The following is a 26,183-nucleotide window of genomic DNA, read 5'->3' as shown; positions in this document are numbered from 1 at the left end:
CGTGGCTCAACATATTCATGGTTCATCACCAGCAGTCCATCCTCTGAACTACCCTGATAAGGTCCTGCCCTTCAATCGGGAAGAAATGCATACCGTCATGATGGCTACCCATCTGATGCGCCTGATCGCTACCCGAGTTAGTCATGGGATCAAAGGCTGGCAGATTACCCGAAATAGGCTGTCCCCAAGGCAGTATCACCTGATGCGTATAGCCCTTGGGCAGGCTGACACCATCGGCCGCCGAAACCGAAATCGCTTCAAAACCTATTAATGGCGAGTGACGACTGCTGCTCCCGGCTGAAGCCAGGGCGGAATAACTACTGGTGGAAAAAAAGCCCAGCATGGCGGTGCCAATACTGCCTTTCATCATCGAACGACGGGATAAACGCTTTTCAAATATCTGCTGGAAAGACGGATTATCCGAATGATTGCTTAGCGATTCATCGCCATCATGATTATCTATATGGGTCTGCGGGGGTGCTGGATTGTCATGCAAATTCTCCGTAATTTATTGACAGTCCCACAACTCTAGTCTCCAAGTATTACAGAATATTATCTCTTGGGTGACGTATTCATGACCGTTTTAATAATCAGGGATCTACTCATTTCAGCTGTAATATTGGCCAGCCCTGTGCTTTGGCAACGCTTTCCAGGTGCTCATTCGGATTCACAACAACCGGATGGTCTGCCACTTCCAACAGCGGTATATCGTTGTGAGAATCAGAGTAAAATGCCACCGGCCAGTCACTCAACTCCATCTCGTCAGCATAACGACGACAATGATGTACCTTACCCGCCTGATAGCTCATGGGTAACAATGCACGGCCGGTAAAGCAGTTATCCTGTAGTTCAGGATCTATGCCTATCACGCCATCAAAACCCAGTGCCTGAGCAACAGGCTCCACCAGAAATATTTCACTGGCGGATATCATCAGCAAATGGTGGCCAGCTATGCGCAGTTGACGAATCAGACTCAGACCCTCTTCATACAAGCGCTCCAGTAACTGCTCCCGCACAAAGGTTTCGGCAATTTTGGCAACTTCAACATAGGGTCGCGCTTTCAAGGGTGCCAGATTAAGCGCCAGGTAGGCTTCCATATCCAGGTTACCGGTGGCATAGGTGTCCATCAGCACACGGTGTTTGGCCTGAAAGGTCTCAATATCATCAATCCAGCCCAGGCGCGCCATTTCACCCGCCCAAAGCTCAGAGCTGTCACCGGCCAGCAGTGTGTGATCAAGATCAAAAACAACCAGATGGGGTACGTTCATCAGTATTTCTCAATTCAGTGCAACCAGAACCAGTCCGGTCATCATTAGCGCCAGGGACAGCCAGCGGAAGCCTGACAGGGTTTCTTTCAGCCAGAACACGCCGAGCAACGCACCCAGCGGAATAGATGCCTGGCGCAGAGCAACCAGATAGCTGACATCTTCGGTATAGGCCATGGCTATCAGCACCAGCCCGTAGGTACTGAGAACCATCAGACCGGCAAGCACCCAGATCCTGGCCTGGCCTTGCAACAACAATCGGGCAGCAGCTCTTTCTCGCGGCATCAGTGCCACTGCTGGAAACATCCACAGCACCGCCATCCAGGCTTGTAACACCATGTACTGCAACCCAGCCAGCGTGGCACTCAAGCCGCCAGCACGCATCAGATCGATGGCGGCCTTATCAATCAGTGAGTAGCCCACCGTACCGACCGCCGCCATCAGCATAAATCCCAGTGCAGGCGTCAGATAGAGTGACCAACTGAAAGCACCGGGGCGTACCAGGGGCAACATAAAGCCTGCCAGTGCGATCAACAGCATACCGCCGATATCCCGCAGGCTCAGTGCCAGCTGCTGCCAGATGATAAAGCTGACACAGGCACCAGCAGCACGGGCAACGCACGCGCCAAGGGATAAAGCACACTGATTTCACCGCGTGCATAAGCCCAGGCTAATCCGGCCATATACACCCCTGAAAGCCACCGGATAACAGCAGTAGCCACCAAAAGTCAGCACCCAGTTCAACCCAGTCACGGCCAACCAGCAACAAAGGCGTAAACACCACCGCACCGCCCAGCATCGCCAGCGAAAAAAACGCCAGCGAGGGTACTTGTTTTTTGCCCAGCAAGTTCCAACCCGCATGCATACAGGCGGAGATCAGCACCAAGACTAACGCCAGGTTACTCAAGGTTGTTCGGCACCCGCCAAACGAAAACCTATCTCTTCCAACACCTCGGGAAGCTCGGCAATTGAGTCGATAATATAGTGAGCACCTGAACGGCTCAGGGCCTGGTGAGCCGCCAGACGCTGCTGTTGTTGCTGCTCTTCTGAAAGCGCCAGCCAATCGGCTTGCGACAGGCCGGTCTGATTACCAGATACAGCAACCGCCACCGTCCACATCCCCGCATTTAAGCCTTCTTCAATACCTACAGCGGTGTCATCCACTTTGACACAAGCCTGTACACAACTGACTGACAAGTCTCTGGCGTTTTGCAACGCCATCCAGGGAGCAGGCCGCCCTGCCGGAACGTCGGTGGCACATACGACTGATAGCGGCTTAAACCCCTGCTCGGCCAGCGCTGGTAGCAGCTCGGCAATCATCTCGCGGCTGTAACCGGTATTTACACCGATATCGATACCCTGCTCATCGCAATAGCCAAGCAGGTCGTGCATACCCGCTATCAACCGGTTGTTCTGCGCAATACTGGCCTGTTGGTAAACCACAAAGGCATGATAAAGACGCTCCACTTCGGCCGAGTCGGGCGCTTGATATTTAGCAGCCAACCAGGCTTCAGCAATACGCGGCATAGCCAATAGAGCCTCAATATGCTCACGCTTTTCCTTACCCATGGGTGCGCGGGCCTCTGCCTGGGTAATCGCCACCCCTTCGGCGGTAAATAGGCTCTGGAAAGCCTGTATCGGCGCCAAAGAGCCAAAGTCTACGCAGGTACCGGCCAGATCCATGATCACCGCCTGAACCTGTCCACAATAACGCCGCTGATAACTAAACATATTTTCTCCTTACAGGGACACAGCCCGGGGTGGGTGAAGTGACGTCAGCCCAAGAGCACTGCAACTCTCCGCCACAGCGTCCAGCACAGCATCGATCTGTGGATCAAACAGCTGGCCGATACAACCCAGCCTGAAGCTCTCTACCTGGGTTAACTTACCCGGATAAATCAGGAAACCACGGGCTTTCATCTGCTGATAAAATGGCATAAAGCTGAACGCCGGATCATCTGGTGACAGGAAGGTAATAATAATCGGTGACAGCCAGGTATCTTCAAGCAGCGTCCGGAACCCCAGCGCCCGCATACCTGCAACCAGCCGATCACGGTTGCGGCTGTAACGTTGCAGACGCGCTGGCTGACCACCCTCTTGTTGGTATTCATGCAGCGCCTGATGAAAAGCAGCAACCACGTGGGTCGGCGGGGTAAAGCGCCACTGACCGGTTTTTTGCATATAGCGCCACTGGTCATAGAGATCCAGCGACAAGGAAGCGGACTGCCCTTCACACGACTGCAATGCGCTTTCACGGATCAGTGCGAAGCCAAATCCGGGCACCCCTTCCAAACACTTATTCGCCGAAGATACCAACGCGGTAAAAGGAAGTTCAGTAGCATCCACTGGCAAGGCGCCAAACGCACTCATGGAATCGATAATCAACTCACGCCCATGTGCGGCCACCACAGCAGCGATGGACTCCACTGGATTGAGAATGCCAGAACTGGTTTCACAGTGGATCACAACGACATGAGTAATTTGTGGATCCTGTCGTAACAGATCATCAACTTCCTGTGGCAATGGCGGTAAGTAGTCGCCTTTATCCAGAGTCACATAGGGCTTTCCCATGCGCTGCAATAGGGCGGCGGCACGCTGACCATAAGCACCATTCATCAGCACCAGTGTCTTGCTGTTATTACCTAGCAGCGTGGCAAAAACGGCTTCGACCACATAGGTCCCACTACCTTGCAGTGGGACACATACATGGGTTTGCCGGGCATTGGCCAGCGTCAGCAAGTCTTGGCAAATATCCGCCGTAATTTGATTAAAATCACCATCCCAGGACCCCCAGTCTCGTAGCATGGCTTGTTTTACACTCAGACTGGTCGTCAGTGGACCCGGTGTCAGCAGGTAGGGTTCGTTGTGCATAATGAGTATATATTCCTTCGATGTTCTATATAGAGATCAGCGCTATAGAGATCAGCGCTGCCGCCAGACCTGCGCTTTTTTCAGTAACAGATGAGTCACCAGCGCATGCAGAATTTTCACCCCCATAGAGGTCAGCAGTATCAATACGGCCATCGCTGCTGCACTGGCAAAGTAACCGGCTTCATCCAGGTGCAGCACTGAAACTGCCGCCAGGCGCGTATCCGGCCCATACAGAAACACCACCGCCGATACCGTTGTCATGGCGTTCACAAACAGATACACCGAAATATCCAATACCGCGGGCAGGGATACCGGCAGCGTCACACGGGTATAGGTGCGCCAGAAAGGCACTTTGAGTGATGCTCCGACCGACTCAAACTCCGGATCAAGTTGTTTCAGCGCTGTCATCGACGTCAGATGACACACGGTATAAAAATGAATCAGGGTATTCAGAATCAAAATTGCCATAGTGCCATAAAGCACATTCAGCGGATTGTTGGGGTGATTGAAAAAGAAGATATACGCCAGTCCCAACACCATACCTGGCACCGCCATAGGCAATATGGCAAACAGATGCACCGTTTGTCTCAGCAGTGGAAATTCTTTGCTTTTTTCCACCAGCCAGGCATTGGTGAAAATCACCAGTGTACCGATAACCGCTACGCCTCCGGCCATTTTCAGCGAGTTAAACCAGGACTCCCAGCCGTTCCCCCCAGACCGTCAAAACTATAGTGATTCAGGGTAAAACTCAGGTTATAGGGCCAAAAGTGAATTAACGAGGCATATACCGCAGTACCAATAATCAGCAAAATCACCGCAGCAACCGTGTAGCAAAGGCCGGCAAACAGCCAATCACGCAGTGGTGAGGGTTCGGGTTGATAGGGTACGGCTCTGGATGACAGCTGTGAGGTTTGTTTGCGTTGCACCCAGCGATCAGCAATAAAGGTAAACACCGCAGGTAACAACAGAATAACACTGACCACGGCCCCCATCTGGAAGTTCTGCTGTCCGACAACCTGCTTATAGATGTCTGTCGCCAATAAGCTGAACTGCCCTCCGATAACCTTGGGCACACCAAAATCGGTAATCGCCAGAGTGAACACCACAAACGAACAGGACATTAACCCGTAACGAACGCCCGGCAGAGTCACGGTCATAAAGGTTCGAAACGTCGAGGTCTTCATCGCCCTGGCGGCTTCATACAAACGCGCATCACTATTGGACAGGGCCGTGATCAGAATCATCAGGGCATGCGGAAAAATCCAGAAACACATACCGATCACGATACCCACAGGGCCGTAGATACTGGTGTCTCCCAGCAGTGATTTCATATAACCCTGGGTGCCAAAAATGTACACCAGACTGATGGCTGGCAGCAGTGACGGTGCCAATATTGGCAGCAGTGTCAGGGTGCGAAACAGTTTTTTTCCCGGCATGCAGGTTCGGGTAATACCATAAGCACACAAAAACGCTAACACCACCACCAGCAACGTGGTCAACACCGCTATAAAAAACGAGTTCAGTATCGAATTCACCAGCGCCGGCGTAGAAAAGTAATACTGATAGTTCACCAGACCGATAAACTCACCGCTGCTATTTTGCAGGCTTTTCAGCAGCATGGTGTAAAGTGGCAGCGCCAGACCGATCAGCATCAACGCTAGAGCTGCCAGCAAAAATAATAGTTTAAGCAGTGTTTCCGAATTGATTTTATAGCGCCAGTCAGCAATGCGAGCCATTGAAAGATCAGTGCTCATATCAATGTACCTGTTGCTCAAAAATACGGCAGTAGCACTGCGGGAACTGCAAACCCACTTCACGCCCAACGCCAATATGCATGCGCTCGGCATCGGTATGCTGTAAATCCACTACCACCTGTTGATCCTGCATCAACAGATCACAGGTAACACGCATAAATGAGCCTAAATACTCTATATGCACCACCCGCGCCTCCAGTGATTCACTTGCATCGTCCTGTTCTGTCAGTACAACTTCCTCGGGGCGAATTCCCAGGCAGGCCGAATCACCCTTATTCAACTCGTGCGGAAGACAGGGTAAATGCTGAACACCCAACTGCACACCCGACGCCGATGCGACTTCAACCGGCAGCAGGTTCATACTACCGACAAATCCGGCTACAAAGGCATTGACCGGATGACGGTAAATCTCTTTAGGGGTGCCGATTTGTTCAATAACACCATGATTCATCACCACAATACGATCAGCCATCGTCAGCGCTTCTTCCTGATCATGGGTCACCATCACGGTTGTTACACCCAAAGCCTGCTGCAAAGACTTGATCTGCTGGCGCAGATGCAAGCGTACTCGGGCATCCAGCGCTGACAGTGGCTCATCCAGTAGCAACAATCCGGGTTCAGTCGCCAGCGCACGTGCCAGGGCTACGCGTTGCTGCTGACCACCGGATAACTGTGCCGGATACTTGGCATCCGAGCCTTCCAGGCCAATCAATGCCAGCAGTTCCTGCACCCGCTCACGGATACGTGTTTTGCAATAGCCCTGACTTTTCAAGCCGTAGGCAATGTTGTCAGCGATAGTGAGATTCGGAAACAGGGCATAGGACTGAAACACTATGCCAAAATCACGCTTTTGCGGCGGCAGGGTACTGATCTCTTTATCCATTTGAAAAATCCGCCCACTGCTTTGCATCTCCAGTCCGGCGATAGCGCGTAGCAAGGTGGTCTTACCGCACCCGGATGGACCGAGAAAGCACACAAACTCACCCTCAAAGATCTCCAGGTCTATCGTTTCAAGCGCCGTGAAATCACCAAACTGTTTGCTCAGTGCCTCAATTTTAAGACACACCTGAGGTGAACCATAATGGCGGCTGGCCAGCGTGGACGTTTCCGGCACAAACGCCGTCATGGAAGATTTCTGCAATGCATGCATAGGGATAGCTCCAATTAAAAAAGCAGGTGGAGCATCCCTGCTCACACCTGCAGTGGTCAGTCCTGCTGATAATTAACGCGCTTCGCTCTTACCATCGTAACGACGCTGCCATTCCTGCAGAATACGGTCACGGTTCACGGCCGAGAAGCTGAAATCGTTATTGATCATGCGATCCACTATATCGACAGGATAATTTTCAATTGGCTGAGCAACACCCGGCATGGCTACGACAGCATAGCCTTCGTTATACAACTCATTGGCATCACGACTGATCGCCCAGTCCATGAGTGTTTTCGCAGCTTCCAGATTCTGAGTACCCTTAACAATGGCAGCGGCTTCCATATCCCAGCCTAAGCCTCAGACGGAAATACGACTTCAACCGGTGCCCCCTGGGATTTCAGACGTGCCGCACGAAACGCAAAGGACACACCGACAACCGCTTCACCCGATGCCGCCAGGTTACAAGGTGCTGAGCCTGAGTGGGTGTAACGGCTGATATTGTTGTGCAGACCATCCATAAACTCCCAGGCTTTATCTTCACCCCAGAGCTGGATCCAGCTGGACACATCCAGGTAACCTGTGCCCGACGAGTTAGGGTTTGGCATCACCACATGGCCCTGATATTCCGGACGGGTCAGGTCTTCCCAACTAGTTGGCATAGGCACGCCGAGTTTTTCGCCTTCAACCGTGTTGTAGCAAACCGCCGCGACCCAGGCATCCATACCGACCCAGGCAGGTGGGTTATTAACATCTACAAATTTTGGATCCAGATTTTCAACACCGGCTGGCGCATAAGGCTGCAGCATTTCTTCCTTATCCAGCATCAACAGACTGGTAGCCGCCAGGCCCCAGATCACATCCGCGCGTGGATTGTCTTTTTCGGCCAACAGACGAGCCGTCATAACACCTGTAGAGTCTCTCACCCAGCGAATGCTGATCTCAGGATGTGCCTGATTGAAGCGCTCGGCATATTTCTGCAAGTCATCCGACTCAACAGCGGTATAAACAGTCAACTCGGTTGCTGAAACAGCCTGCACTGCCACGATAGAGCCAAGGGCAAGTGCTACAGCTGTTTTTTTCAGGGAATGCAACGGTGCGTTTTTCATGGTAGCTCCTGAGTATTGATTGGTATAGACCAGATACTAAGGAGCAATTGTTTCAAAGTAATGACAGTTTATTGAATTTTTTCTGGCTAGGAGAAGAACGCTGATAACCATGGCAAACATGGCTCCTAGTAAGGGCAATTAACACATATAGCAAGTCTAATATGAATGATTTGTATTTACATATATGCTTAGTTTTATTACCATAACGCATTCAACGACATACTAGTAAATGCTTTACCCTTTAAACGATTGAAAAACTTATAACTCTGATACCTGCAAGGGGAACTAGATGAAAAAATCAATTTTGGCAGTTGCCGTAGCCGTGTGTGTTGCTGCACCTGCTATTGCCATGGCTGACGCCACACTGTACGGCCACGTTACAGTCGCGGTTGATAAAGTGAAAGATGAAAAGCTCAATATTGGTGGAGAAGCTAACTCCAGCTCTCGTATCGGTGTACGTGGTACCGCTGATACAGGTATTGATGGTGTTACTGCACTTTACCAGTATGAGTTTGCCGTCAACAAAACTAACGGCGAACAGGCACTGAAAACCCGTCAGGCGAACGTAGGTCTGACCGGTAACTTTGGTACTGTTAAGGCCGGTACTCAGTCTACCCCACAGGATTCCTGGATAAACGGCGTTACTGATGTCATGTTATCCGGCATTCAGGATGTCGCCCACTCTACGGGTACAGCGCCTTCACGTATCAGCAATTCTTTGGCTTATGTATCACCAGAGTTCAGCGGCCTTCAGTTTGGTCTGGCAACAGCAGCAAACTCAACTTACGATGACGAGAGCTTTGATCTTTACCATGCCGCAGTAAAATATAGCAATGGTGGTTTCTACGGTGCTCTGGGTTATATCGATTACAACTCTGAAGCCATGAATGGTGACAAGCAGAGCGAAATGGGTCTTGCGCTGGAGTATAACTTTGGTGTCGGTACCATTGCGGGTGTCTACTCACATGTGAAAAATGACATTGCTGATGACTACAAGCCTTGGGACATTGCCGCCACTTACAATGTAAGCGAAAGCACTACATTGAAAGCTGCATACGCTGATTTCAAAGAAGGCGCAAAAGGCTTTGGTGTTGAAGTTCAGCACGACCTGAGCAAAATGGTTAACCTGTTCGCAGGTTATGCTGACGCCAACGAAGACCTTGGCGATGGTGATGTATTCAGCACGGGTATCCGCGTACGTTTCTAATTAACTGAAGTGTAATACCCTGAACAAACGAGGAGGCAGGTGCTCTGCCTCCTCGTTTATCCGCATGTAAACATGCGACGAATTCCAAAATACCCCTAAATATCACATTTCCTTAACCCTCCTGTCACAATTAAGCGTTAGATTCCTCCCTGAGACAGCTGGATGTCCAAACTTCAACGACATACTAGTAACTGCTTTACCATTTTAACGTTTGAAAAACTGAAAATTCTGATATCAGTAAGGGGAACTAGATGAAAAAATCAATTTTGGCAGTTGCCGTAGCCGTGTGTGTTTCTGCACCTGCTATTGCCATGGCTGACGCCACACTGTACGGCCACGTTACAGTCGCGGTTGATAAGGTTAAAGATACAAAGCTCAATATTGGCGGCGATGCAAACTCCACCTCTCGTATTGGCCTGCGCGGTACCGCTGATACAGGTATTGATGGTGTTACTGCACTTTACCAGTATGAGTTTGCCGTCAACAAAACCAACGGTGAACAGGCACTGAAAACCCGCCAGGCGAATGTAGGCCTGACCGGTGGTTTTGGTACAGTGAAAGCTGGTACCCAGTCTACTCCACAGGATTCCTGGGTAAACGGTACAACTGACGTCATGCTGTCCAGCATTTATGAAGTGACTCACTCTACAGGTACGGCACCTTCACGTATCAACAACTCTCTGGCCTATGTATCTCCAGAGTTCAGTGGTTTTCAGTTTGCCCTGGCAACAGCGGCCAATTCTGGCAACGATGACGAGAACCTGGATCTTTACCATGCCGCTGTAAAATACAGCAATGCTGGATTCTACGGTGCCCTGGGTTACATTGACTATAATTCTGAAGCTGCATTTGCTGACAAACAGAGTGAAATGGCCATTGCACTGGAATATGACTTTGGTGTCGGCACCATTGCGGGTGTCTACTCACATGTGAAAAATGACATCGCTGATGACTACAAGCCTTGGGATATTGCCGCTACTTACAATGTAAGCGAAAGCACTACATTGAAAGCTGCATACGCTGATTTCAAAGAAGGCGCAAAAGGCTTTGGTGTTGAAGTTCAACACGACCTGAGCAAAATGGTTAACCTGTTCGCAGGTTATGCTGACGCCAACGAAGACCTTGGCGATGGTGATGTATTCAGCACCGGTATCCGCGTACGTTTCTAATCACTAGAAACTGATTTAATAAAAAAGGCCCTCAGATAACTGAGGGCCTTTTTTATGTAAACCACGAGCGCAGGGATGCGCAGGAGTGGTGCATGTACAGGAGGTACGGACAGGAAAACTCATTTTCAGATTAAATCAGAATCCTGCTGTAGCAAAACCCGTGTGCTTTTTTGGATTGCTTTTTGGCATCGGCGGCAAAGTCGGCTATCTGATCAGCCTTGTAGTTACTGGGAGACTCAATCTGGATGATAGCAAAGGCAATCGATGTTAAAGGAAAATCACGCGGCGACCCGTCACGATCCAGGGCTCTCATAAATCCCTGCTGAACCATGTCCTGAGGGTAAAGGGAGTGGGCTGCTGCTTTGAAAGCGCTTTGTACTTCGCCAGTCAGTTGCTCCACACCCTCTATTTCAGTCATCACCACAAAGTCGTCTCCACCTATGTGCCCGACGAAATCACTGCGGTAATTGAAGTGTTTTAACAGCAGATCCGCTATCCGGGTAATCACCAAATCACCTATCTGGTAGCCAAGTACATCGTTGAGAGGCTTAAAATCATTGATATCGATATAAATAAATGAAAAGGGCAGCTGCCGTTTCAAGCGACGATCCAATTCATTATTAATGGGTACATTACCAGGCAGTTGTGTTAGCGGATTGGCATAACGTGCTTTCTCGATACGTTCCTGAGTGATCTGTTTCAACAGGGTACGTGTTGTGCCAAGCCCAGTATAAATACCCTGATTAACAACAATAAAATGTTGTTTTAGATAATGAAAATCTTCTTCTATTAATTTCCGACTAATTTCATCCAACGTGGAGTTCTGATCTACCACTAATGAATCACGACTGATCACATTTATAACTGGGCGCTTTTCATATAATGACCGGCCAAACTGAGTTCCATAGATTTCCAAAACCCGCCACTTATGCAGCAACCCTAAAGGTCGACCGTCCTGAACAACGGGTAGGGAAAAAACATTGTTCTCTTTTTGTAAAATTTCCCAGGCATCACTCAACAAAATATCCGGTTTGACTGGCTGTATATAAGTACATAAATCACGGGCCAGCTTTCCTGTAGTTTTCTGTATCGTCGGTTGTTTACCCAGCAAACAACTCAAGTCAGCTGTTGGGTAGGGTCTGGGGCGGCCCACCAGAAAACCCTGAATCAGTACAATACCCAGCTCCATAACTACATTCATTTCGGCCTGATTTTCGACACCTTCAGCGATCAGACTGCAGCCCAGGCGATTGGATAAGTCGACCAGCGAACGTACAAATTCCAGCTTGACCAGGTCATCGTGGATATCACGGATAAAGTGGCGGTCAATTTTAACGAAGTCTGGCTTGAGATCAGACCAGAGCTTCAGACCAGAATACCCGGTTCCCAGATCATCAATAGCAATGCTGAAGCCCTGCGATTTAAGCCAGTTTATAGCGTTCTTCAGTTCTTTAAGCTGCAATACCGGATAGCGCTCTGAAATTTCGATCACTATCTGCTGAGGCTTCAGATTATATTGCCGAATCAGATCCATCAGCCGAATACCGCGAAAGCGTGAGGGTAACAACATGGCTGGGCTCATATTGACAAACAGATAGCTATCGAGTGCATGGGCCGACCAGTTCTTAGCCGCTTCGGTCAGACACAACTCTTCCAGATCATCAGACATACCTGATTTTTCTGCCATATCAAACAAAGCCGGTGCGGCATGCAATGGACTGTCGGAGGGTCCACGGCTGAGTGACTCATAGCCAAAGACTTCCTGTTTCTCAATATCAATAATGGGCTGAAATAACGAGGTTATCAGCCCATCGCACAGAATGTGCTTAAGTTCGTCTTGTAGTCTGTCTTTCATAGATGCCTTCTGCTGTGCAAATACTAGCTGGCGAGATCAGTGGAGGCGCACCGCAACAGCGCTAGAGACGGGGGTCTCAGGATATAGATGCCCTTTACATGGAACTGTAACGAGGTTATGTGACAAAAATATTACCGAGGATTTTAGCGGGTTTTATTTAATGGTTTTGCTGCGTGCTCACACTGATGGTCAGCACATCATGCAGCCAGAACTCTTCGTCAAACTCGATGCGGTCGCCGTCAGCAGTTTCACCGATACGGGTAATGTATAGTCCGGGACAGCCTGAGTTCACCCCCAATGCTGCAGCCACACTACCGGTCAAGGCTGTCGGGGTAATGGTAATCTGTTTGCGGGTTAGCTTAATGCCGTACTTATCTGCCAGTAACTTCCACAAGGATTCAAACCGCTGCTGCTCAATGCTTGGCAGAAAACACGGATTCAACCAAATAGTTTCAACGAACACCAGACGTTCATCTGCGAAGCGCCGGCGGCGCAAACGAAATACATCATCTCCGGGTCTAAGGGCCAAGGCGGTTGCTACCGAAATACTCGCCTGCATTTTCTCGATACCCAGCACCTCAGTTCTCGGCACTCGCCCCTGCTCAGCAACATAATGGGTAAAACTAACATCATTGACAGGCTCATAGGTCAGCCGCGATGAGGATATAAACCAGCCACGCCGATTACTGCGATAAATGGTGCCTTCACTTTCCAGTTGAGCCAATGCCTGGCGTAGCGTAACTCGTGTGGTGTTGAAGCTTTCAGCCAGCACACGTTCTGCAGGCAAGCGAGAGCCCGCCGGTAGGTCACCACTACTAATGCGCTGCATTAGCTGATCTCGAAGTTGCAGGTATAAGGGTTGTTCTGCCATGAACCTGTCCGCGTCAAATAAAGCCGCAAGTTTATCCGATTATTAACAGAATGTGGCAGCCGATTGTGTAAATACAGCCAGTCATAAAAACGCCATACGTCTGTCATTACCCGGTCATCTATATCAGTAATGATCTTGTAAACTACTATTCCGGGGATGGGTCATGTTGAATATAGAAGCCTTGGTGTCAGAAAAATACCCAGCGCTGGCGCACAAGCCTGCCGTGCTGAAAACACCTGTAATGCAGCTATTGCGTCACCTCTTCCATGAAGATGAAGTAAATCAGTTTCTAACAACCCATCAGGATCTGGGTGCTTTTGAGTTCATCGATAAGGTACTTGAGCACTTCCGCATCAGCTATTTAGTCTCTGCACGCGAAAAAGAAAACATTCCCTCTGAAGGTCGCGTTGTGATCGTATCCAATCATCCCTCGGCACATTGGATGGGCTGGTTTTACTTAAATTGATTGGTGAAGTCAGGCGCGATATTAAAATCCTGGCCAATGACCTGCTATGGCAGTTTGAACCACTAAGACCACTGCTGCTACCTGTAGATAACCTGACGCAAAGCGGCTATCGCAAAACGGTCAGAGAGGTGACGGACTGCCTGAAAAAAGAACAGGCGGTGATTATTTTTCCGGCCGGAGAAGTCTCCCGTGCTACGGCAACCGGCATCAAAGATGGTCCATGGCAAAGTGGTTTTGTGCATTTTGCACGCAAGACCAATGCACCGATTCTACCGATTCATCTAAACAGTAAAAACTCGGCCATTTTCTACTCACTATCGATGATCTACCGTCCGATTGGCGGACTGATGCTGGTCAACGAGATGTTCAAGAAAAATGCCGAAGATATGCCGGTCAAAATCGGTGAACTCATCCCGCTGGAACGTTTTGATAATAACGAATTACCGTTAAAAACCCGGCTAAAACTGTTACGTAAACACGTATACAGACTACCGAAAAACAAGAAGTCTCTGTTTGTTACCGAAAAGCCTATTGCGCACCCTGAAGAACGTCAACTGCTGCGACGTGAATTACGTAGAGCGGAATGCCTGGGGAAAACCCAGGATGGTATGCAAATCTACCTGTTCGAGTATGCATCTGACTCGCCGGTAATGCGCGAGCTGGGCCGCCTTAGAGAGTTAACCTTCCGACGTGTAGGGGAAGGCACAGGCCAACGCTACGATCTGGACAGCTATGACCGTAACTATCAGCACCTGATCCTCTGGGATGATGAAGCACTGGAGCTGGTCGGTGCATACCGTATTGCCGAGTGTGCCTCAGTGATCCGGGATAACGGCTTACAGGGCCTCTATGCCGCCAGCTTGTTCAGCTATCAGCCGGAACTCGAACCCCTGCTGCAAAATGCCGTCGAATTGGGCCGCAGCTTCGTACAGCCGCGCTACTGGGGACGCCGCAGCCTGGACTACCTTTGGTACGGAATCGGCGCTTATTTGAAAAGCCGACCCCACATTGATCGCATGCTGGGCCCGGTATCCATATCAGCCAAGCTGCCACAAATTGCCCGGGATCTGCTGGTAATCTATTACCGTCACTATTTTGGACGCGAGCAGTTGGCAAAAGCCAATGCACCTTACGGTCCATCTGATGCAGGGCTTAGTGAAGCACAGCGCCTGTTTTGCTTTGAAGATGCACGTGAAGACTTTATTGCACTGAAAGAGCGTCTGGATCTCTACGGTGTCACTGTGCCTACACTGTACAAACAGTACACAGAGCTCTGCGAAGAGCAGGGAGTTCACTTCCTGGACTTCAGTGTCGATGCTGACTTCGGTTATTGTATTGATGGCCTGGTGATGGTGAAGGTCGCACAAATCAAAGCCAAGAAGCGCCAGCGTTATATGGGTGAACTAAACGCCTAGAAGCTGTGGGAGGGTCTTAAGGGAGCCGGGTCAGTCCCACCCACTCAACTTGTGAAAAACTGCCGTGTGGGGTCTCTTCCTGACGGATGCGCGTCAAGCCTGCATAAGGTAGATCAAAGAACATGGCCTTTTCAATCGGCTGTTGCAGTATCTGGCGCAACAAAAAATTACAGGTAAACAGGTGCGCAACGACGAGTAAATGCTGGCCGCGATACGTCTCAGCTAATTCTTTCCAGACACTACGAATGCGGAAATCAAAATCGTGCAGCGTCTCGCCCTGTGGTGGTGGATTAAGCAGAGGATCGGTCCAAAAGGCCGTCACGCCATCCGGTTTGTCAGCCTGTGCAGGAAACGACTGACGCGCTTCAGCATGGGTCAGTCCTTCCCACTGGCCCAGAAACAGCTCTGCCAGATTCTCGTGCGCCTGTACCGGAATTTGATGTTGTGCACCTAACCAGGCAGCAAACTCGCGGCAACGACGCAGTGGCGAGGTGACAATGACATCCCAGGGCGCCTGATCACCCACTGCCTGACGCATCTGTAGCCAGCCTTCACGACTGAGTGGATCATCCGTCGAGCCACGGAATTTCCGCCCACCTTCAGGTTCACCATGACGGATTAAATCAAACCTTGTCACTACAGCATCCATTGATCGCATGGTCCTGTTCTATCCTTAAATAAATGCTTTGCGCACTTTAGCGGAAATGTATTCGGAAACCAGCACCGTGGCAAAAATCATAATGAAGATAATACTGACCTTATCCCAGGCCAGAGTATTGATCGCGGCATTCAACTGCAGGCCGATACCTCCGGCACCCACCAAACCCAGTACCGTCGACTCCCTGATATTAATATCCCAGCGATAAATACTGATCCCGGCAAAGGCTGGCATGACTTGCGGCAACACTGCATAGCTCATCACTTGCAGGCGGCTGGCACCTGTAGCGGTTATGGCTTCTACCGGTGTTGGATGAATCTCTTCTATCGCTTCATAGAGTAATTTGCCCACAAAGCCGATGGAGCGTAACGCAATAGCCAGAATACCGGCCAACAAACCAGGTCCTAAAATAGTCACCAGCAGCATGGCCCAGATCAATGAGTTGATCGACCGGGACGATACGATGATCATCAGCGCTACAGAGCGAATCAAAGGGTGTGGCGTGGTGTTACGTGCCGCCAGGAAGGCACAGGGAAAAGCCATCAGTATGCCAAGCAAAGTCCCCAGGGTGGCGATATTGATGGTGTCCCACAGCGGCTGCCAAAGGTGACTTGCATAGCTCCATTCAGGCGGTATCATCCTGCTTAAAAGGTCAGCCCCCTGACGCGGAGCATCCTCTACAAACACCCACATGGTATTATCAGAAATCTGCTTCCAGCAGAGCAAAAACAGCGATACACCGACCAACCAACCCAGCCAGATCAGCCATTGTTGACGTGTAGTACGCAGCGTCCACTGGGCACGGGTTGTATCTGCATCCGTTTGTATATAATTAACCGGCATTATTGAACCCACCTACGCACATAACCAGACAAGTATTCAGTCAGCATTACGATACCAATAATGATTAATAGCACCGCGGCTGCCGTATCATATTCATAACGGCTCAGAGAGGTGTTCAATGTAGCGCCTATGCCCCCGCACCCACAATACCGATCACCGCCGATTCACGAAAGTTGATGTCCAGCCGGTACATAGACAAACCGATGAGTCGCGGCATCACCTGCGGCTGCACCGCATAATTCATCAGTTGCAACCAACTGCCGCCCGTGGCCCGAATCGCTTCAACCTGACGTTCATCGATATCTTCAATATCTTCAGCCAGCAACTTGGCCATAAAGCCGATGGTGGCAAATGCCAGGGTTATCATTCCCGCCAGCGGTCCAAAGCCAAACATCACCACGAACAAAATGGCGATAATGACTTCCTGAAAAGTGCGTGAGATAGCAATAATCGAACGGCAAAACAAATAAATCGGTACAGGCGCCATATTACGGGCGGCCCCTATACCAACAGGTATTGCCAGCAGAATACCGATCGCTGTTGAAGTGAACGTCATCGTCAGGGATTCAATAATGCCCTGCTGAATATCACCCCAGCGGCTGGTAAAATCTGGTTGAAGAAACGCTGCAAAAAAATTCAATCCGCGCGAAGCACCCTCAGCTACACGCGCCCAGTTCACCTCGATACTGAGACTGCCAAGAATCAGGTAAATCAGACAGGCTGCAATCAAAGCCAAACGGTAGCGCCAATCGGGAATTAGTGGCAGCCTGCGCCATTGCCCCTGTGCCGCCATGGCTTGGCGATCAGTATTCATAGCGCAGCCGTCCGTATCAGGCTGGACATGGACGTAGAGGTTTCGCTGGGTTGCTCTTCTGGTGCATCACTTTCTGCATCAGGCTGGGTGTTCCAATCCTCTTCACCATAGATACGCGTCAGCATCTCTGCATCCAGTTCATCTGGAAGGCCATCAAACACCAGCTCTCCAGCACGCAGACCGATAATCCGGTCAGCAAACAACTGCGCCAGCTGGACATCATGTATATTAATAATTGCGGCGAGTTGGCGTTCGGCACACAGCTCTTTAATCAAGCGCATAATCTGCCGCGAGGTTTTTGGATCAAGGCTGGCTGTAGGCTCATCAACCAACAGAATATCCGGGCTTTGCAGTAAGGCCCGGGCAATACCTACGCGCTGGCGCTGTCCACCGGAAAGCTCATCAGCACGCTTATCGATAAAGTCACTAAGACCCACCCGTTCAAGCAAGCGAAAGGCTTCTTTGATCACATCCGCTGGGTAACGGCGCAAATAACTACGCCAGAAGCCGGTATAGCCCAGATAACCGGAGAGTACGTTTTCCATTACGGTAAGGCGATCAATCAGCGCATATTCCTGAAAAATCATCCCCATACGCCGTCGTGCCTTGCGCAACTGGCGCTGACTCAGACCGGTCAATTCAGTATTACCCAAAAAAACCTGCCCCTGAGTTGGCTCCACCAACCGGTTAACACAGCGGATCAAGGTACTTTTACCTGCGCCAGATGGGCCGATCAAAGCCGTTACCTGACCGGCAGGTATTTCCAGCGTCACATCCGTCAGAGCTTTATCACCCGTGCTATAGCGCTTGGTCAATTGCTTAAGTATCAGCATAGTGCCACCCGTTTTCTGCCTTTACATAAAAAAGCCTCCCATCCGTGAGAGGCAAAGAGCCCTGAACATCGAACTCTAGTATGTTGAACTCTATATACCTAAGTGCGGCTTAATCGCAGTTATAAGTCACATCCATAGCCTTATCGATGGTCCGTACCACTTCCCAGTGCTGCTGATAGGTGATCGGGATAAACTGCGCTTCGCCGGAGTTTTTAAACTCTTCCTGCAGAGCGCTGCCTTCCCAGTCATAAGTGAAAAAGGCTTGTTTAACCTTTTCAGCCAACTCGGGCTTCAGGTTGTATACATAGCCATACCCTGTGGTTGGGAAAGTCTGTGACTTGTATACCGTGGTGTAGCTATCCGACTTAACCACATCACGCAAAATCATGCGATTCAAGACAGAGTTAGCGACGGCAGCCGCATCGTAATCCTTATTGACCACGCCCAGAATAGAGTTGTCATGCCCACCGGAAAAAGAGGGATCAAAATCACGCTCAGCGATCATACCAAATTCAGCTTCCAGCAAAGCAGAAGGCGCTTTAAACCCAGAGTTAGAGGTTGGCGCTGAAAATGCCAGGCTTCGGCCTTTGATATCCGCTACAGTCTCAATGCCCGAATCCGGATAGGTAATAATTTCCATTTCATATCCGAAGGATCCATCTTCACTCGCCATCATGGTGAAAGGCACAAAACCAGCACAGCTGACAGCCAGGGGATTGGAACCTGTATTGAATCCGGCCACATGCAGACGACCCGCACGCATGGCTTCAAGCTGCGCGGCATTGGACTGAACAGGGAAAAACTGCACGCGCTTACCCGTTACACTTTCCATATGTTTGAGAAAGCCATCCCAAACCTGCGCATAGACGGCTGGATCTTCAACCGGCGTATAGGCAAATACCAGCGTAGCCGGATCAACCCAGTCCTTCGGATCAGTCGGGGCATCCGCAACCAGATCACCGTTAGTATCGGTGAAACGTGATGATAGATCATTGGCAACTGCACCAAATGAAGCCGTCACAGCTAAAAGACCCATAACAAGCGGAGTACGTAAAGGTTGTGTCATTTTTGTAAGCATGCGCATCATAAACCTCATCAATGAATTTTAACTTCACGCTACTTTAGTCGTGAAATATGACGAAGGCGTGTCACCCTGATGATGAATTCATGTCAGTTAGATGAATGTAAATTCTGGCTTTGTCAAAACTCTGTCATCTAGTTTGCATAAGATGGACACTCACCGGCCCACTATGGAGAACTCCGATGACCGGCAGTGACTTTCATGCCCGTACCCGCAAAGAATTCCAGTCTTTTCTGACCCATCAGGCACAGCGTTTTCCAGCATCCAATCGTCTGCGCATTGATCTGCATTGCCATGATCACAATAGTGATATACCTGATGAACTCTGGGGGCGCTTGCTGAAATTGCCGGAAACCTGGTTACCCACACACAAGCTGGTAGAGCGGTTACAGCAAGCCGGCACTGACTTGGTAACCATTACCAATCACAACAATGCCCGCTCCTGCTGGGAACTGCTGGAGCAGGGACTGGATGTGTTACCAGCCGCCGAGTTCACCTGCCACTTTCCGGATGGCAGCCTTAGTGTCCATGTGCTGGTTTATGGCTTTAATCCGCAGCAGGAAAGTCGCCTTAACCGGCTGCGGCAGAATATCTATCACTTTGCCGCCTATGCGCTGGAGCAAGATCTGCCCACAGTGTTACCTCATCCGCTATTTTTCTACAGTGCTAAAAACAGCCTGGGCATTGAAGCGCTGGAGAAGCTGGCACTGCTGTTTGAACGTTATGAAGTACTCAATGGCCAGCGTGGCTTCTGGCAAAACCGTATGACGCAGTTATGGGTCGATAGCCTGACCGAAGAAAAGCTGCATCAATTAGCCCTAAAACACAAAATCAACCCTCTGGATTTTTGTGCCCATCCTTTTAACAAATGTGTGACCGGTGGTTCTGACGATCATAATGGCATTTTTGCCGGTGAATGTGGCAGCTTTCTGTTTGTGGATAACCTTGAGGAACGCCGTAAAACAGAGCCATTATCGGCATTAGCGCTGGAAGCACTGCGTGCTGGCTATATTGCCCCTTACGGTGAACCTGGCGAAGAAGAGCGACTGACTACCACCTTCCTGGATTATTTTTCCCAAGTAGCCATCCATATGAAAGATCCGGGGTTACTGCGGCTGATGCTGCATAAGGGTAGCCTGAAGGATAAGCTGCTGTGTCTAGGTGTCAGTAACGCCATGCAGGAATTGCAACGGCACAAGTATACCCTGACTTTTTTGAAAACCTTTCACCAAGCACTGGGAGGTAAGTCTCCTGCCCTGCTGGCCAATCTTGGCGTACCCAAAGAGTTCAAGCCAACACTGAAAATCGTCAAGCAACTGGCAAAGGCACGGCGCAAGCAGCCAGACCAGTTTTCTCTTACCCTGCGGGATAGCATTCCAGAACTTTACCGCGAACTGACCGGCATCTTCTTTCGTCGCCTTGAGCGTGAACTGGAAGGTTTAAAAGGACAGCGTTTTACTAAGGTCAACCTGAACACCCTGATCAGTCAATTTGAAATTCCCACCAGTTTCAGACAGCTTGCCGCCAGCAAAACGGCCACAGTCTCACACATGAGCCATGTACAAGTGTTCAAAGTGATGGATGAACTGACGTTTCCGGCACTCGCCGCGCTGGTGATTGGTGGTGCTTCCTTTACCGCTAGCCAGGTGCTTTTCGCCAACCGACCGCTACTGAATCAGCTAGCCGACAACCTGAATACCGGGCACCACTCCCAACGTATTCTCTGGTTAACCGATAGTTTCTGTGACAGTAATGGCGTGTCATCCTTTCTCAAAAACGTATTAACCGAAATACAAACGCGAGACCTGCCAATAGACCTGCTTACCTGTCATCCAGACCTGGCGACTGAGGACCACCTGCAGGTGTTGCGTCCAGTGAGCCACGGCAGCTTGCCACCGCCGTTTGAACAAACTTTTTATCTGCCCGATATGCTGGAGTTACAGCGCGTATTTGAACAAGGCGGTTACGACCGCGTAATCTGCTCCACTGAGTTGATCATGGGCCCGGTTGCGCTCTACCTCAAGCACGCCTTTTCTGTCCCTGTGTGGTTTTACATGCATACTGATTGGAATGAGTTTTTCCGCCGCAGTGCTGGGCTCAACACACAGCAAAGTGATCGATTACGACGCTTTTTACGCGCCTTTTATGCACAATTTGATGGCCTTCTGGTACTGAATAATGAACATAAAAACTGGCTGGCATCGCCCGCTATGGGGATGAATGCATCCAAACTGCAACTGACAGCTCACTGGGTTGATGCCAACTTCCATCAGATAAGCCATCGGCGCAGTTTACCCGGCTCACGACCCATACTGCTGTATGCCGGACGCATTAGCCGTGAAAAGGGTGTACTGGATCTACCCGAGGTTCTGAGTAAAATCCGTACTCAGTTACCTGATATCCGTATGATCGTTGCGGGTGATGGACCTGCATTAAAGAAATTACGCAAGAAAATGCCTGATGCCGAATATACCGGGTGGATTGCTGCTGAACAGATGGCCGAACTCTATTTGCGGGCTGACGTGCTGTTATTGCCCTCACGCTTTGATACCTTTGGCTGCGTGGTACTGGAAGCCCTGGCGACCGGCCTGCCCGTTATTGCCTATGCCAGCAAAGGGCCTGCGGATATTATTCGTCATAATCAGGAAGGCTTTCTGTGTGACACCGCCGAGCAAATGGCAGATCAGGCGATGCATTATCTGCAGCTACCGACCCTACAGCAAAAAATAATACAAAATGCGGCTATTGCCCGCTATGCTGATTACCGACCCAAACCTATTCTGGATCAGTTAATGCACAATATCGGCCTGTATTCTGAAACCTGCAGCGGCGAAGAGCCTTTATATGAAACACAAGCCAGTTAAACCTGATCAATCCTCATTCATAGTATTCATCACCTTTTTACAACTGGGTTTCACTTCGTTTGGCGGTCCGGTTGCGCACCTGGGATATTTTCAAACCGTATTTGTGCAACAAAAACGCTGGATCAGCGCCGAAGCCTATGCCGAACTGGTGGCGCTGTGTCAGTTTATTCCTGGACCAGCCAGTAGCCAGGTGGGTTTTGGTATAGGACTACAGCGTGCCGGAATAGCCGGGGCAGTAGCCGCCTGGTTGGGTTTTACCCTGCCTTCGGCCCTGCTAATGCTGCTACTCGGTGTCACCCTGGTTAATCTGGAGCTGTCCGCCTATCAGGGCTTGCTTCAAGGCCTGAAAATTACCGCTGTAGCGGTCGTGTGCTGGGCACTCTGGAGTATGGCCAAGAGCCTGACCCCGGACTACCAACGCCGCAGCATCGCACTAGTCGCTGCGGGGATTGCGCTATTGCTTCCGGGTATATTCGGCCAATTGGGTGGATTGCTACTGGGAGCACTCCTGGCACCCTGGCTGGTTAAAACCACCCGTCTTACCAGTGATCAGGCCGGTTTACAGGTGCCGATTTCAACCCGCCTGGCGCTGACAGCTGCCATGCTCTTCAGCACGACTCTGCTGCTCTTGCCGCTGCTGGCAATCTACACCCAGAACAGCTCAGTGCTGATTAGTGATGCCATGTACCGTGCGGGTGCGCTGGTTTTCGGTGGCGGGCATGTGGTGTTACCCCTGCTCCATGCTGAAACCGTCAACACCGGCCTGATCAGTGCCGATGACTTTCTCGCCGGTTACGGCGTCGCCCAGGCCATGCCAGGCCCTCTGTTCAGCTTTGCCGCCTTTATTGGTGCCCATAGTGGTGGTGTTCTAATGGCGCTAGTGGCATTAGTAGCAATCTTCCTGCCTGGATGCCTGTTGTTAATCGCAATCTTGCCAATCTGGCAAAAGCTTCGGCAACATCACTGGCTCCGGCAGGTCCTGGGTGGTATCAATGCCGCGGTAGTCGGCTTACTGGCGGCGGCGCTGTATGATCCGGTGATCACCGCCGGTATCCGCCAGTGGCAGGATGCCCTGCTGGCACTGGTATTGCTCGGCCTGCTGGCCACAGGACGGGTGCCCGTCTGGCTGCTGGTACCCTTAGGTGCACTGGCAGGCTATAGTCTGCTGTGACGCACTCAACCAGACAACAAGAGTTCAATATGCCAACCGCCTCGACCCTGACAGAGACCCGTATTCGGGTTGTCTGCCTTGCACGTGTGCTACTGTTTGCCACCTTTATGACGGTGGCCGCCACCTTACCCTTGTTGATCCGGGACTGGTCGCTCAGTGCCACCGCCGCCGGAGCACTGATCACGGCCTTTACGCTCGGCTATGCCTTGTCACTGTTTCTGTTTGCCTGGGCATCCGACCATCTGGGTGCCAAACGGGTGGTGGCCACCTCGGCACTGGCGGCAGGTATCAGCAGTTTGCTGTTTGCGTTTCTGGCCCGCGACTGGAACAGTGCCTTTTGGCTCTACGGCCTGATCGGTCTGTGTCAGGGTGGGATCTATACGCCGCTCATCGTGTTAATTTCAGACGAAATCGACCCGGATAAGCGCGGTCACGCCATGGGTATGCTGATAGCATCTACCTCCATAGGCTATGCCGCTTCCCTGGCGCTATGTGGTGTAGGCATTGCACTGGGAGGCTGGCAAATGGCCTTTATACTGACCGGCATACTGCCGATCTTCGGTGCCCTGCTGTTGATCTGGACACTCGCCCCACTCGCCAACCGAATCCATCCCCCTCAAGTTGACCTGCGCATCACTGACGAGCTGTTGCGTAACCGGCGTTCACGCTTGCTGAATATCGGCTACATTGCGCATAACTGGGAGCTGCTGGGGATGTGGGCCTGGATACCCGGTTTTTTAGCCGCAGGCTTTGCGCTGAAAGGGCTGGACAGTGCACAAGCCAGTATGGGGGGTGCCTACCTGTCAGGTATTATGCATCTGTTTGGCGCGGTTGCCGCACTGAGTATGGGGCGGTTATCGGATCGGCTGGGGCGTCAAAAACTGCTGTTGCTGCTGGCCGCCAGCAGTATGCTGTTATCCTTCAGTATCGGCTGGCTAATCCATTTACCTTGGTGTTACTGATGCTGCTGGTACTGGCCTATGCCTTTACCTGCCTGGGTGATTCACCCATCCTTACCACCGCCCTGTCCGAAGCTGTGCGGCCTGGCTACCTGGGACGTGTACTGGCGTGGCGATCCTTACTCGGCTTTATTGCAGGCGCACTGGCGCCGCTGGCATTTGGCGGTGTACTCGATCTGCTCCAGCACGCCTCGCCTGCTGTCACCTGGGGAATGGCCTTTGCGACGCTGGGTCTCGGAGGAGTCATTGCCAGTTACTGCGCCATGCGTTTGCAAAGCAAGCCTGGCTAGGCGGTGTTGCTTAGTTATGCCGGAAACACGTGGGTATGGGTTTTTATCCTGCACTATGGATTTTAAAATCTTCGTGAAGCCTGCTCCAATGCGCTCTCAATCCCGCTTTATGCACATCATGCATGGGCAGCTGTTTAAGTGCTTCAGGCCATAACGTCCTTGCTCACGTCTCAGCGTGTCATCCAAATGCGGTTTAATGGCTCGCCATGGAATACCTGATTTATCTGCCCAGGACTGGAAATGCACCATTGATACGGCATACCACTGCTTCGTTTTGCCCAGGTTGAGCGCGAACTGGGTTTCATTGTCGATATAAACGTTTGTTGTCAGGATATCGTAGGCGGGAGAGAGCCGTGGCGTGATCTTATCGGGGTATACAAAGCTCCAATTCTTCAGATGTGCATCGCCATTCGCCAACAGAACATTTACCAGTAGTCGCCTTGCGAACTGCTGAGCGTCGGCCAGACCCTCGCCAGAAAAACCATAAATAACCTTGCCGATATTCTCGTAATTAGCGGAAGTGTATTTTTCGTGGGGATACTTCACCAGGATCTGGGCAAAGTCTTCCATGTGGATACGCTGATCATCTGCGCGGTCAAAGCGCTTGATCGCGAAAGCCAGCTTCTCGTCGGGTAAGTTGATTTGCGGCAGATGATCGAGCTTATCCAGTTCAACCAATTTGATATCTGGAATATCAACACCCGCCAGCCCTGCCAATGACATGGCGGTGAACTCGTTCAGTGGTACAAACTTGTGCCGGGTCGGTGGTGTTTTGATGATCCAGTCACCCAACACACCACCTTTGGATAAATGATAGCGTCCATCCTTGGCCTTCATGGAAAATTTCATCTGCACACCAGCCAAAGAAAACTTGTTTGCCTGAGCGACCTTATCGAACTTAACTGCCTTGACCTTTCCGTCGGTGCTGAGCACCCTATCGAGTAAAAAGTCAGGAACCTGTTCAGGCTCCATGGGCCTGGCTTCAATAGCGCCCGGCAAATCTTCACCAAGATACGAGAAGAGATGAAATTCATTATCAACATGCACTTTCAAGCCTTGCGCAATCAACTCACGTAAAGAGCCCTCTGGCAGCAGGTTTGAAAGCACAGGGTGTAGTCTTTGATTCCTTACCCATGGCTGAGCGATAACTTTATCCGCATTCGGAAATTTGGGGTGTGTCATCAAGCTGAATGCCGGGCGCTCAGGATTATTTTTAAAGCTATCCGCAAGACTCAACACATTGCGGCCATTCCCGAAGCCTGCAAGGTAGCCTATCAGTACACCATGCATACTAAGTTGCGTATTCCAGACCAAGGTTGCCACTGATTCCAGACGAAGCCTGCCATCCATTCCACGCGAAAGCTGCCACTGATTCCACAGCAAAGCTGCCACCCTGGCAGGCTGTCTGAATCACTTCATCCAAGCTGCACGACGCGGGATAACTTAACGGTATTCTGTCCCTTTTCATTCGGAGATGGGTCAGATGCCAGCAAAGAGGTTATCCATGCGTAAAATCAAAGAAGTTCTTCGACTTAAATGGA

At 50.7% G+C, this 26,183-nt stretch carries 24 protein-coding genes and 3 pseudogenes; 8 read left to right on the top strand and 19 right to left on the bottom strand.

What is annotated here, in order from left to right:
- Positions 1–25: 25 nt before the first annotated feature.
- From LH51_RS23310 to LH51_RS01415, 11 genes and pseudogenes are all read right to left on the bottom strand, one after another.
- Entirely contained in the window at positions 26–496 is a 471-nt protein-coding gene (locus LH51_RS23310; protein ID WP_268746508.1) for an alkaline phosphatase PhoX, read from the bottom strand.
- Positions 497–602: 106 nt separating this feature from the next.
- On the bottom strand, positions 603–1,268 hold the full coding sequence (locus LH51_RS01445) for an HAD family hydrolase (RefSeq protein WP_036519096.1): 666 nt from the start codon (positions 1,266–1,268) through the stop codon (positions 603–605).
- A 9-nt stretch (positions 1,269–1,277) separates the two neighbouring features.
- Positions 1,278–1,805: a hypothetical protein gene (locus LH51_RS21920; protein WP_235263404.1), complete on the bottom strand. Its 528-nt coding sequence runs from the start codon at positions 1,803–1,805 to the stop codon at positions 1,278–1,280.
- Positions 1,806–1,825: 20 nt separating this feature from the next.
- Complete coding sequence (locus LH51_RS23305; RefSeq protein WP_268746507.1) at positions 1,826–1,948, bottom strand: hypothetical protein; 123 nt, start codon at positions 1,946–1,948, stop codon at positions 1,826–1,828.
- Complete coding sequence (locus tag LH51_RS21915; RefSeq protein WP_235263402.1) at positions 1,936–2,172, bottom strand: hypothetical protein; 237 nt, start codon at positions 2,170–2,172, stop codon at positions 1,936–1,938. Before LH51_RS21915 ends, LH51_RS23305 begins: the two co-directional genes overlap by 13 nt.
- Positions 2,169–2,996 carry a phosphonoacetaldehyde hydrolase gene (phnX, locus tag LH51_RS01435; RefSeq protein WP_036519094.1) on the bottom strand — a complete coding sequence of 276 codons (828 nt, stop codon included), beginning with the start codon at positions 2,994–2,996 and terminating at the stop codon, positions 2,169–2,171. The genes LH51_RS21915 and phnX overlap by 4 nt, the downstream gene beginning before the upstream one ends.
- A 9-nt stretch (positions 2,997–3,005) precedes the next feature.
- Entirely contained in the window at positions 3,006–4,136 is a 1,131-nt protein-coding gene (locus tag LH51_RS01430) for a 2-aminoethylphosphonate--pyruvate transaminase (protein ID WP_036519093.1), read from the bottom strand.
- A 51-nt stretch (positions 4,137–4,187) separates the two neighbouring features.
- Positions 4,188–4,811 (bottom strand): ABC transporter permease subunit, encoded by a 624-nt coding sequence (locus LH51_RS23845; protein ID WP_327123941.1) that lies wholly within the window; start codon positions 4,809–4,811, stop codon positions 4,188–4,190.
- A 2-nt stretch (positions 4,812–4,813) separates the two neighbouring features.
- Entirely contained in the window at positions 4,814–5,890 is a 1,077-nt protein-coding gene (locus LH51_RS23840) for an ABC transporter permease subunit (RefSeq protein WP_327123939.1), read from the bottom strand.
- Between the two features lies 1 nt (position 5,891).
- Entirely contained in the window at positions 5,892–7,040 is a 1,149-nt protein-coding gene (locus tag LH51_RS01420; RefSeq protein ID WP_235263401.1) for a putative 2-aminoethylphosphonate ABC transporter ATP-binding protein, read from the bottom strand.
- A 72-nt stretch (positions 7,041–7,112) separates the two neighbouring features.
- A pseudogene (locus LH51_RS01415) lies at positions 7,113–8,146 on the bottom strand (putative 2-aminoethylphosphonate ABC transporter substrate-binding protein).
- Positions 8,147–8,435: 289 nt separating this feature from the next.
- On the opposite strand from LH51_RS01415, the gene LH51_RS01410 reads away from it, so the two are divergent.
- The gene (locus LH51_RS01410; protein ID WP_036519092.1) at positions 8,436–9,353 is read left to right on the top strand and encodes a porin; all 918 of its coding nucleotides are present in this window, start codon (positions 8,436–8,438) and stop codon (positions 9,351–9,353) included.
- 251 nt (positions 9,354–9,604) lie between these two features.
- Positions 9,605–10,522 (top strand): porin, encoded by a 918-nt coding sequence (locus tag LH51_RS01405; protein ID WP_036519091.1) that lies wholly within the window; start codon positions 9,605–9,607, stop codon positions 10,520–10,522.
- 130 nt (positions 10,523–10,652) lie between these two features.
- Here LH51_RS01405 and LH51_RS01400 read toward each other — a convergent pair whose 3' ends face one another.
- Both LH51_RS01400 and LH51_RS01395 read right to left on the bottom strand, forming a co-directional pair.
- On the bottom strand, positions 10,653–12,377 hold the full coding sequence (locus LH51_RS01400; protein ID WP_036519090.1) for a GGDEF domain-containing protein: 1,725 nt from the start codon (positions 12,375–12,377) through the stop codon (positions 10,653–10,655).
- Between the two features lie 157 nt (positions 12,378–12,534).
- On the bottom strand, positions 12,535–13,248 hold the full coding sequence (locus LH51_RS01395) for a UTRA domain-containing protein (RefSeq protein ID WP_036519088.1): 714 nt from the start codon (positions 13,246–13,248) through the stop codon (positions 12,535–12,537).
- Between the two features lie 163 nt (positions 13,249–13,411).
- Between LH51_RS01395 and LH51_RS24575 the strand changes: the two are divergent.
- Positions 13,412–14,148, top strand: a pseudogene (locus LH51_RS24575) (1-acyl-sn-glycerol-3-phosphate acyltransferase); the annotation flags it as partial.
- A 174-nt stretch (positions 14,149–14,322) separates the two neighbouring features.
- Positions 14,323–15,129, top strand: coding sequence for a GNAT family N-acetyltransferase (locus tag LH51_RS24570; protein ID WP_442934799.1), 807 nt, complete (start codon positions 14,323–14,325; stop codon positions 15,127–15,129).
- 16 nt (positions 15,130–15,145) lie between these two features.
- On the opposite strand, the gene LH51_RS01385 is transcribed toward LH51_RS24570, so the two are convergent.
- The 5 genes and pseudogenes from LH51_RS01385 to phnD form a co-directional block, all read right to left on the bottom strand.
- The gene (locus LH51_RS01385) at positions 15,146–15,787 is read right to left on the bottom strand and encodes a histidine phosphatase family protein (RefSeq protein WP_036519086.1); all 642 of its coding nucleotides are present in this window, start codon (positions 15,785–15,787) and stop codon (positions 15,146–15,148) included.
- Positions 15,788–15,802: 15 nt separating this feature from the next.
- Positions 15,803–16,630 carry a phosphonate ABC transporter, permease protein PhnE gene (gene phnE / locus LH51_RS01380; RefSeq protein ID WP_036519083.1) on the bottom strand — a complete coding sequence of 276 codons (828 nt, stop codon included), beginning with the start codon at positions 16,628–16,630 and terminating at the stop codon, positions 15,803–15,805.
- Positions 16,630–17,444, bottom strand: a pseudogene (gene phnE / locus LH51_RS01375) (phosphonate ABC transporter, permease protein PhnE). The gene phnE (LH51_RS01380) and the pseudogene phnE (LH51_RS01375) overlap by 1 nt, the downstream one beginning before the upstream one ends.
- Entirely contained in the window at positions 17,441–18,277 is an 837-nt protein-coding gene (gene phnC, locus LH51_RS01370) for a phosphonate ABC transporter ATP-binding protein (protein WP_036519081.1), read from the bottom strand. Before phnC ends, phnE (LH51_RS01375) begins: the two are co-directional and overlap by 4 nt.
- A 109-nt stretch (positions 18,278–18,386) precedes the next feature.
- Positions 18,387–19,313, bottom strand: coding sequence for a phosphate/phosphite/phosphonate ABC transporter substrate-binding protein (gene phnD, locus LH51_RS01365; RefSeq protein WP_036519140.1), 927 nt, complete (start codon positions 19,311–19,313; stop codon positions 18,387–18,389).
- Between the two features lie 227 nt (positions 19,314–19,540).
- Here phnD and LH51_RS01360 point away from each other — a divergent pair, with 227 nt between their 5' ends.
- Genes LH51_RS01360 through LH51_RS01345 form a run of 4 tightly spaced genes read left to right on the top strand, consistent with a single transcriptional unit; the run spans position 19,541 to position 24,642 of the window.
- Entirely contained in the window at positions 19,541–22,222 is a 2,682-nt protein-coding gene (locus LH51_RS01360; protein ID WP_052063339.1) for a glycosyltransferase, read from the top strand.
- Positions 22,203–23,393: a chromate efflux transporter gene (gene chrA, locus LH51_RS01355; protein ID WP_036519079.1), complete on the top strand. Its 1,191-nt coding sequence runs from the start codon at positions 22,203–22,205 to the stop codon at positions 23,391–23,393. The genes LH51_RS01360 and chrA overlap by 20 nt, the downstream gene beginning before the upstream one ends.
- A gap of 29 nt (positions 23,394–23,422) precedes the next feature.
- Positions 23,423–24,355 carry an MFS transporter gene (locus LH51_RS01350; protein WP_144244132.1) on the top strand — a complete coding sequence of 311 codons (933 nt, stop codon included), beginning with the start codon at positions 23,423–23,425 and terminating at the stop codon, positions 24,353–24,355.
- On the top strand, positions 24,355–24,642 hold the full coding sequence (locus LH51_RS01345) for a hypothetical protein (RefSeq protein ID WP_036519075.1): 288 nt from the start codon (positions 24,355–24,357) through the stop codon (positions 24,640–24,642). The genes LH51_RS01350 and LH51_RS01345 overlap by 1 nt, the downstream gene beginning before the upstream one ends.
- Positions 24,643–24,738: 96 nt before the next feature.
- On the opposite strand, the gene LH51_RS01340 is transcribed toward LH51_RS01345, so the two are convergent.
- On the bottom strand, positions 24,739–25,932 hold the full coding sequence (locus LH51_RS01340; RefSeq protein ID WP_200881831.1) for a type II toxin-antitoxin system HipA family toxin: 1,194 nt from the start codon (positions 25,930–25,932) through the stop codon (positions 24,739–24,741).
- Between the last annotated feature and the right edge of the window lie 251 nt (positions 25,933–26,183).

Source organism: Nitrincola sp. A-D6 (genome assembly GCF_000764495.1).
Lineage (GTDB): Bacteria > Pseudomonadota > Gammaproteobacteria > Pseudomonadales > Balneatricaceae > Nitrincola.
The sequence above is the reverse complement of the archived record's forward strand: the minus strand, read 5'-3'. Positions and strand labels throughout refer to the sequence as shown.

Bases quoted from the DNA above. Each gene is read 5' to 3' on its own strand.
- LH51_RS01445 (WP_036519096.1), bottom strand. From the start codon at position 1,268: ATGAACGTACCCCATCTGGTTGTTTTTGATCTTGATCACACACTGCTG.
- LH51_RS21920 (WP_235263404.1), bottom strand. From the start codon at position 1,805: ATGCTGTTGATCGCACTGGCAGGCTTTATGTTGCCCCTGGTACGCCCC.
- LH51_RS23305 (WP_268746507.1), bottom strand. From the start codon at position 1,948: ATGGCCGGATTAGCCTGGGCTTATGCACGCGGTGAAATCAGTGTGCTT.
- phnX (WP_036519094.1), bottom strand. From the start codon at position 2,996: ATGTTTAGTTATCAGCGGCGTTATTGTGGACAGGTTCAGGCGGTGATC.
- LH51_RS01430 (WP_036519093.1), bottom strand. From the start codon at position 4,136: ATGCACAACGAACCCTACCTGCTGACACCGGGTCCACTGACGACCAGT.
- LH51_RS23845 (WP_327123941.1), bottom strand. From the start codon at position 4,811: ATGGCCGGAGGCGTAGCGGTTATCGGTACACTGGTGATTTTCACCAAT.
- LH51_RS23840 (WP_327123939.1), bottom strand. From the start codon at position 5,890: ATGAGCACTGATCTTTCAATGGCTCGCATTGCTGACTGGCGCTATAAA.
- LH51_RS01420 (WP_235263401.1), bottom strand. From the start codon at position 7,040: ATGCATGCATTGCAGAAATCTTCCATGACGGCGTTTGTGCCGGAAACG.
- LH51_RS01410 (WP_036519092.1), top strand. From the start codon at position 8,436: ATGAAAAAATCAATTTTGGCAGTTGCCGTAGCCGTGTGTGTTGCTGCA.
- LH51_RS01405 (WP_036519091.1), top strand. From the start codon at position 9,605: ATGAAAAAATCAATTTTGGCAGTTGCCGTAGCCGTGTGTGTTTCTGCA.
- LH51_RS01400 (WP_036519090.1), bottom strand. From the start codon at position 12,377: ATGAAAGACAGACTACAAGACGAACTTAAGCACATTCTGTGCGATGGG.
- LH51_RS01395 (WP_036519088.1), bottom strand. From the start codon at position 13,248: ATGGCAGAACAACCCTTATACCTGCAACTTCGAGATCAGCTAATGCAG.
- LH51_RS24570 (WP_442934799.1), top strand. From the start codon at position 14,323: ATGCAAATCTACCTGTTCGAGTATGCATCTGACTCGCCGGTAATGCGC.
- LH51_RS01385 (WP_036519086.1), bottom strand. From the start codon at position 15,787: ATGCGATCAATGGATGCTGTAGTGACAAGGTTTGATTTAATCCGTCAT.
- phnE (WP_036519083.1), bottom strand. From the start codon at position 16,630: ATGCCGGTTAATTATATACAAACGGATGCAGATACAACCCGTGCCCAG.
- phnC (WP_036519081.1), bottom strand. From the start codon at position 18,277: ATGCTGATACTTAAGCAATTGACCAAGCGCTATAGCACGGGTGATAAA.
- phnD (WP_036519140.1), bottom strand. From the start codon at position 19,313: ATGGGTCTTTTAGCTGTGACGGCTTCATTTGGTGCAGTTGCCAATGAT.
- LH51_RS01360 (WP_052063339.1), top strand. From the start codon at position 19,541: ATGACCGGCAGTGACTTTCATGCCCGTACCCGCAAAGAATTCCAGTCT.
- chrA (WP_036519079.1), top strand. From the start codon at position 22,203: ATGAAACACAAGCCAGTTAAACCTGATCAATCCTCATTCATAGTATTC.
- LH51_RS01350 (WP_144244132.1), top strand. From the start codon at position 23,423: ATGCCAACCGCCTCGACCCTGACAGAGACCCGTATTCGGGTTGTCTGC.
- LH51_RS01345 (WP_036519075.1), top strand. From the start codon at position 24,355: ATGCTGCTGGTACTGGCCTATGCCTTTACCTGCCTGGGTGATTCACCC.
- LH51_RS01340 (WP_200881831.1), bottom strand. From the start codon at position 25,932: ATGCATGGTGTACTGATAGGCTACCTTGCAGGCTTCGGGAATGGCCGC.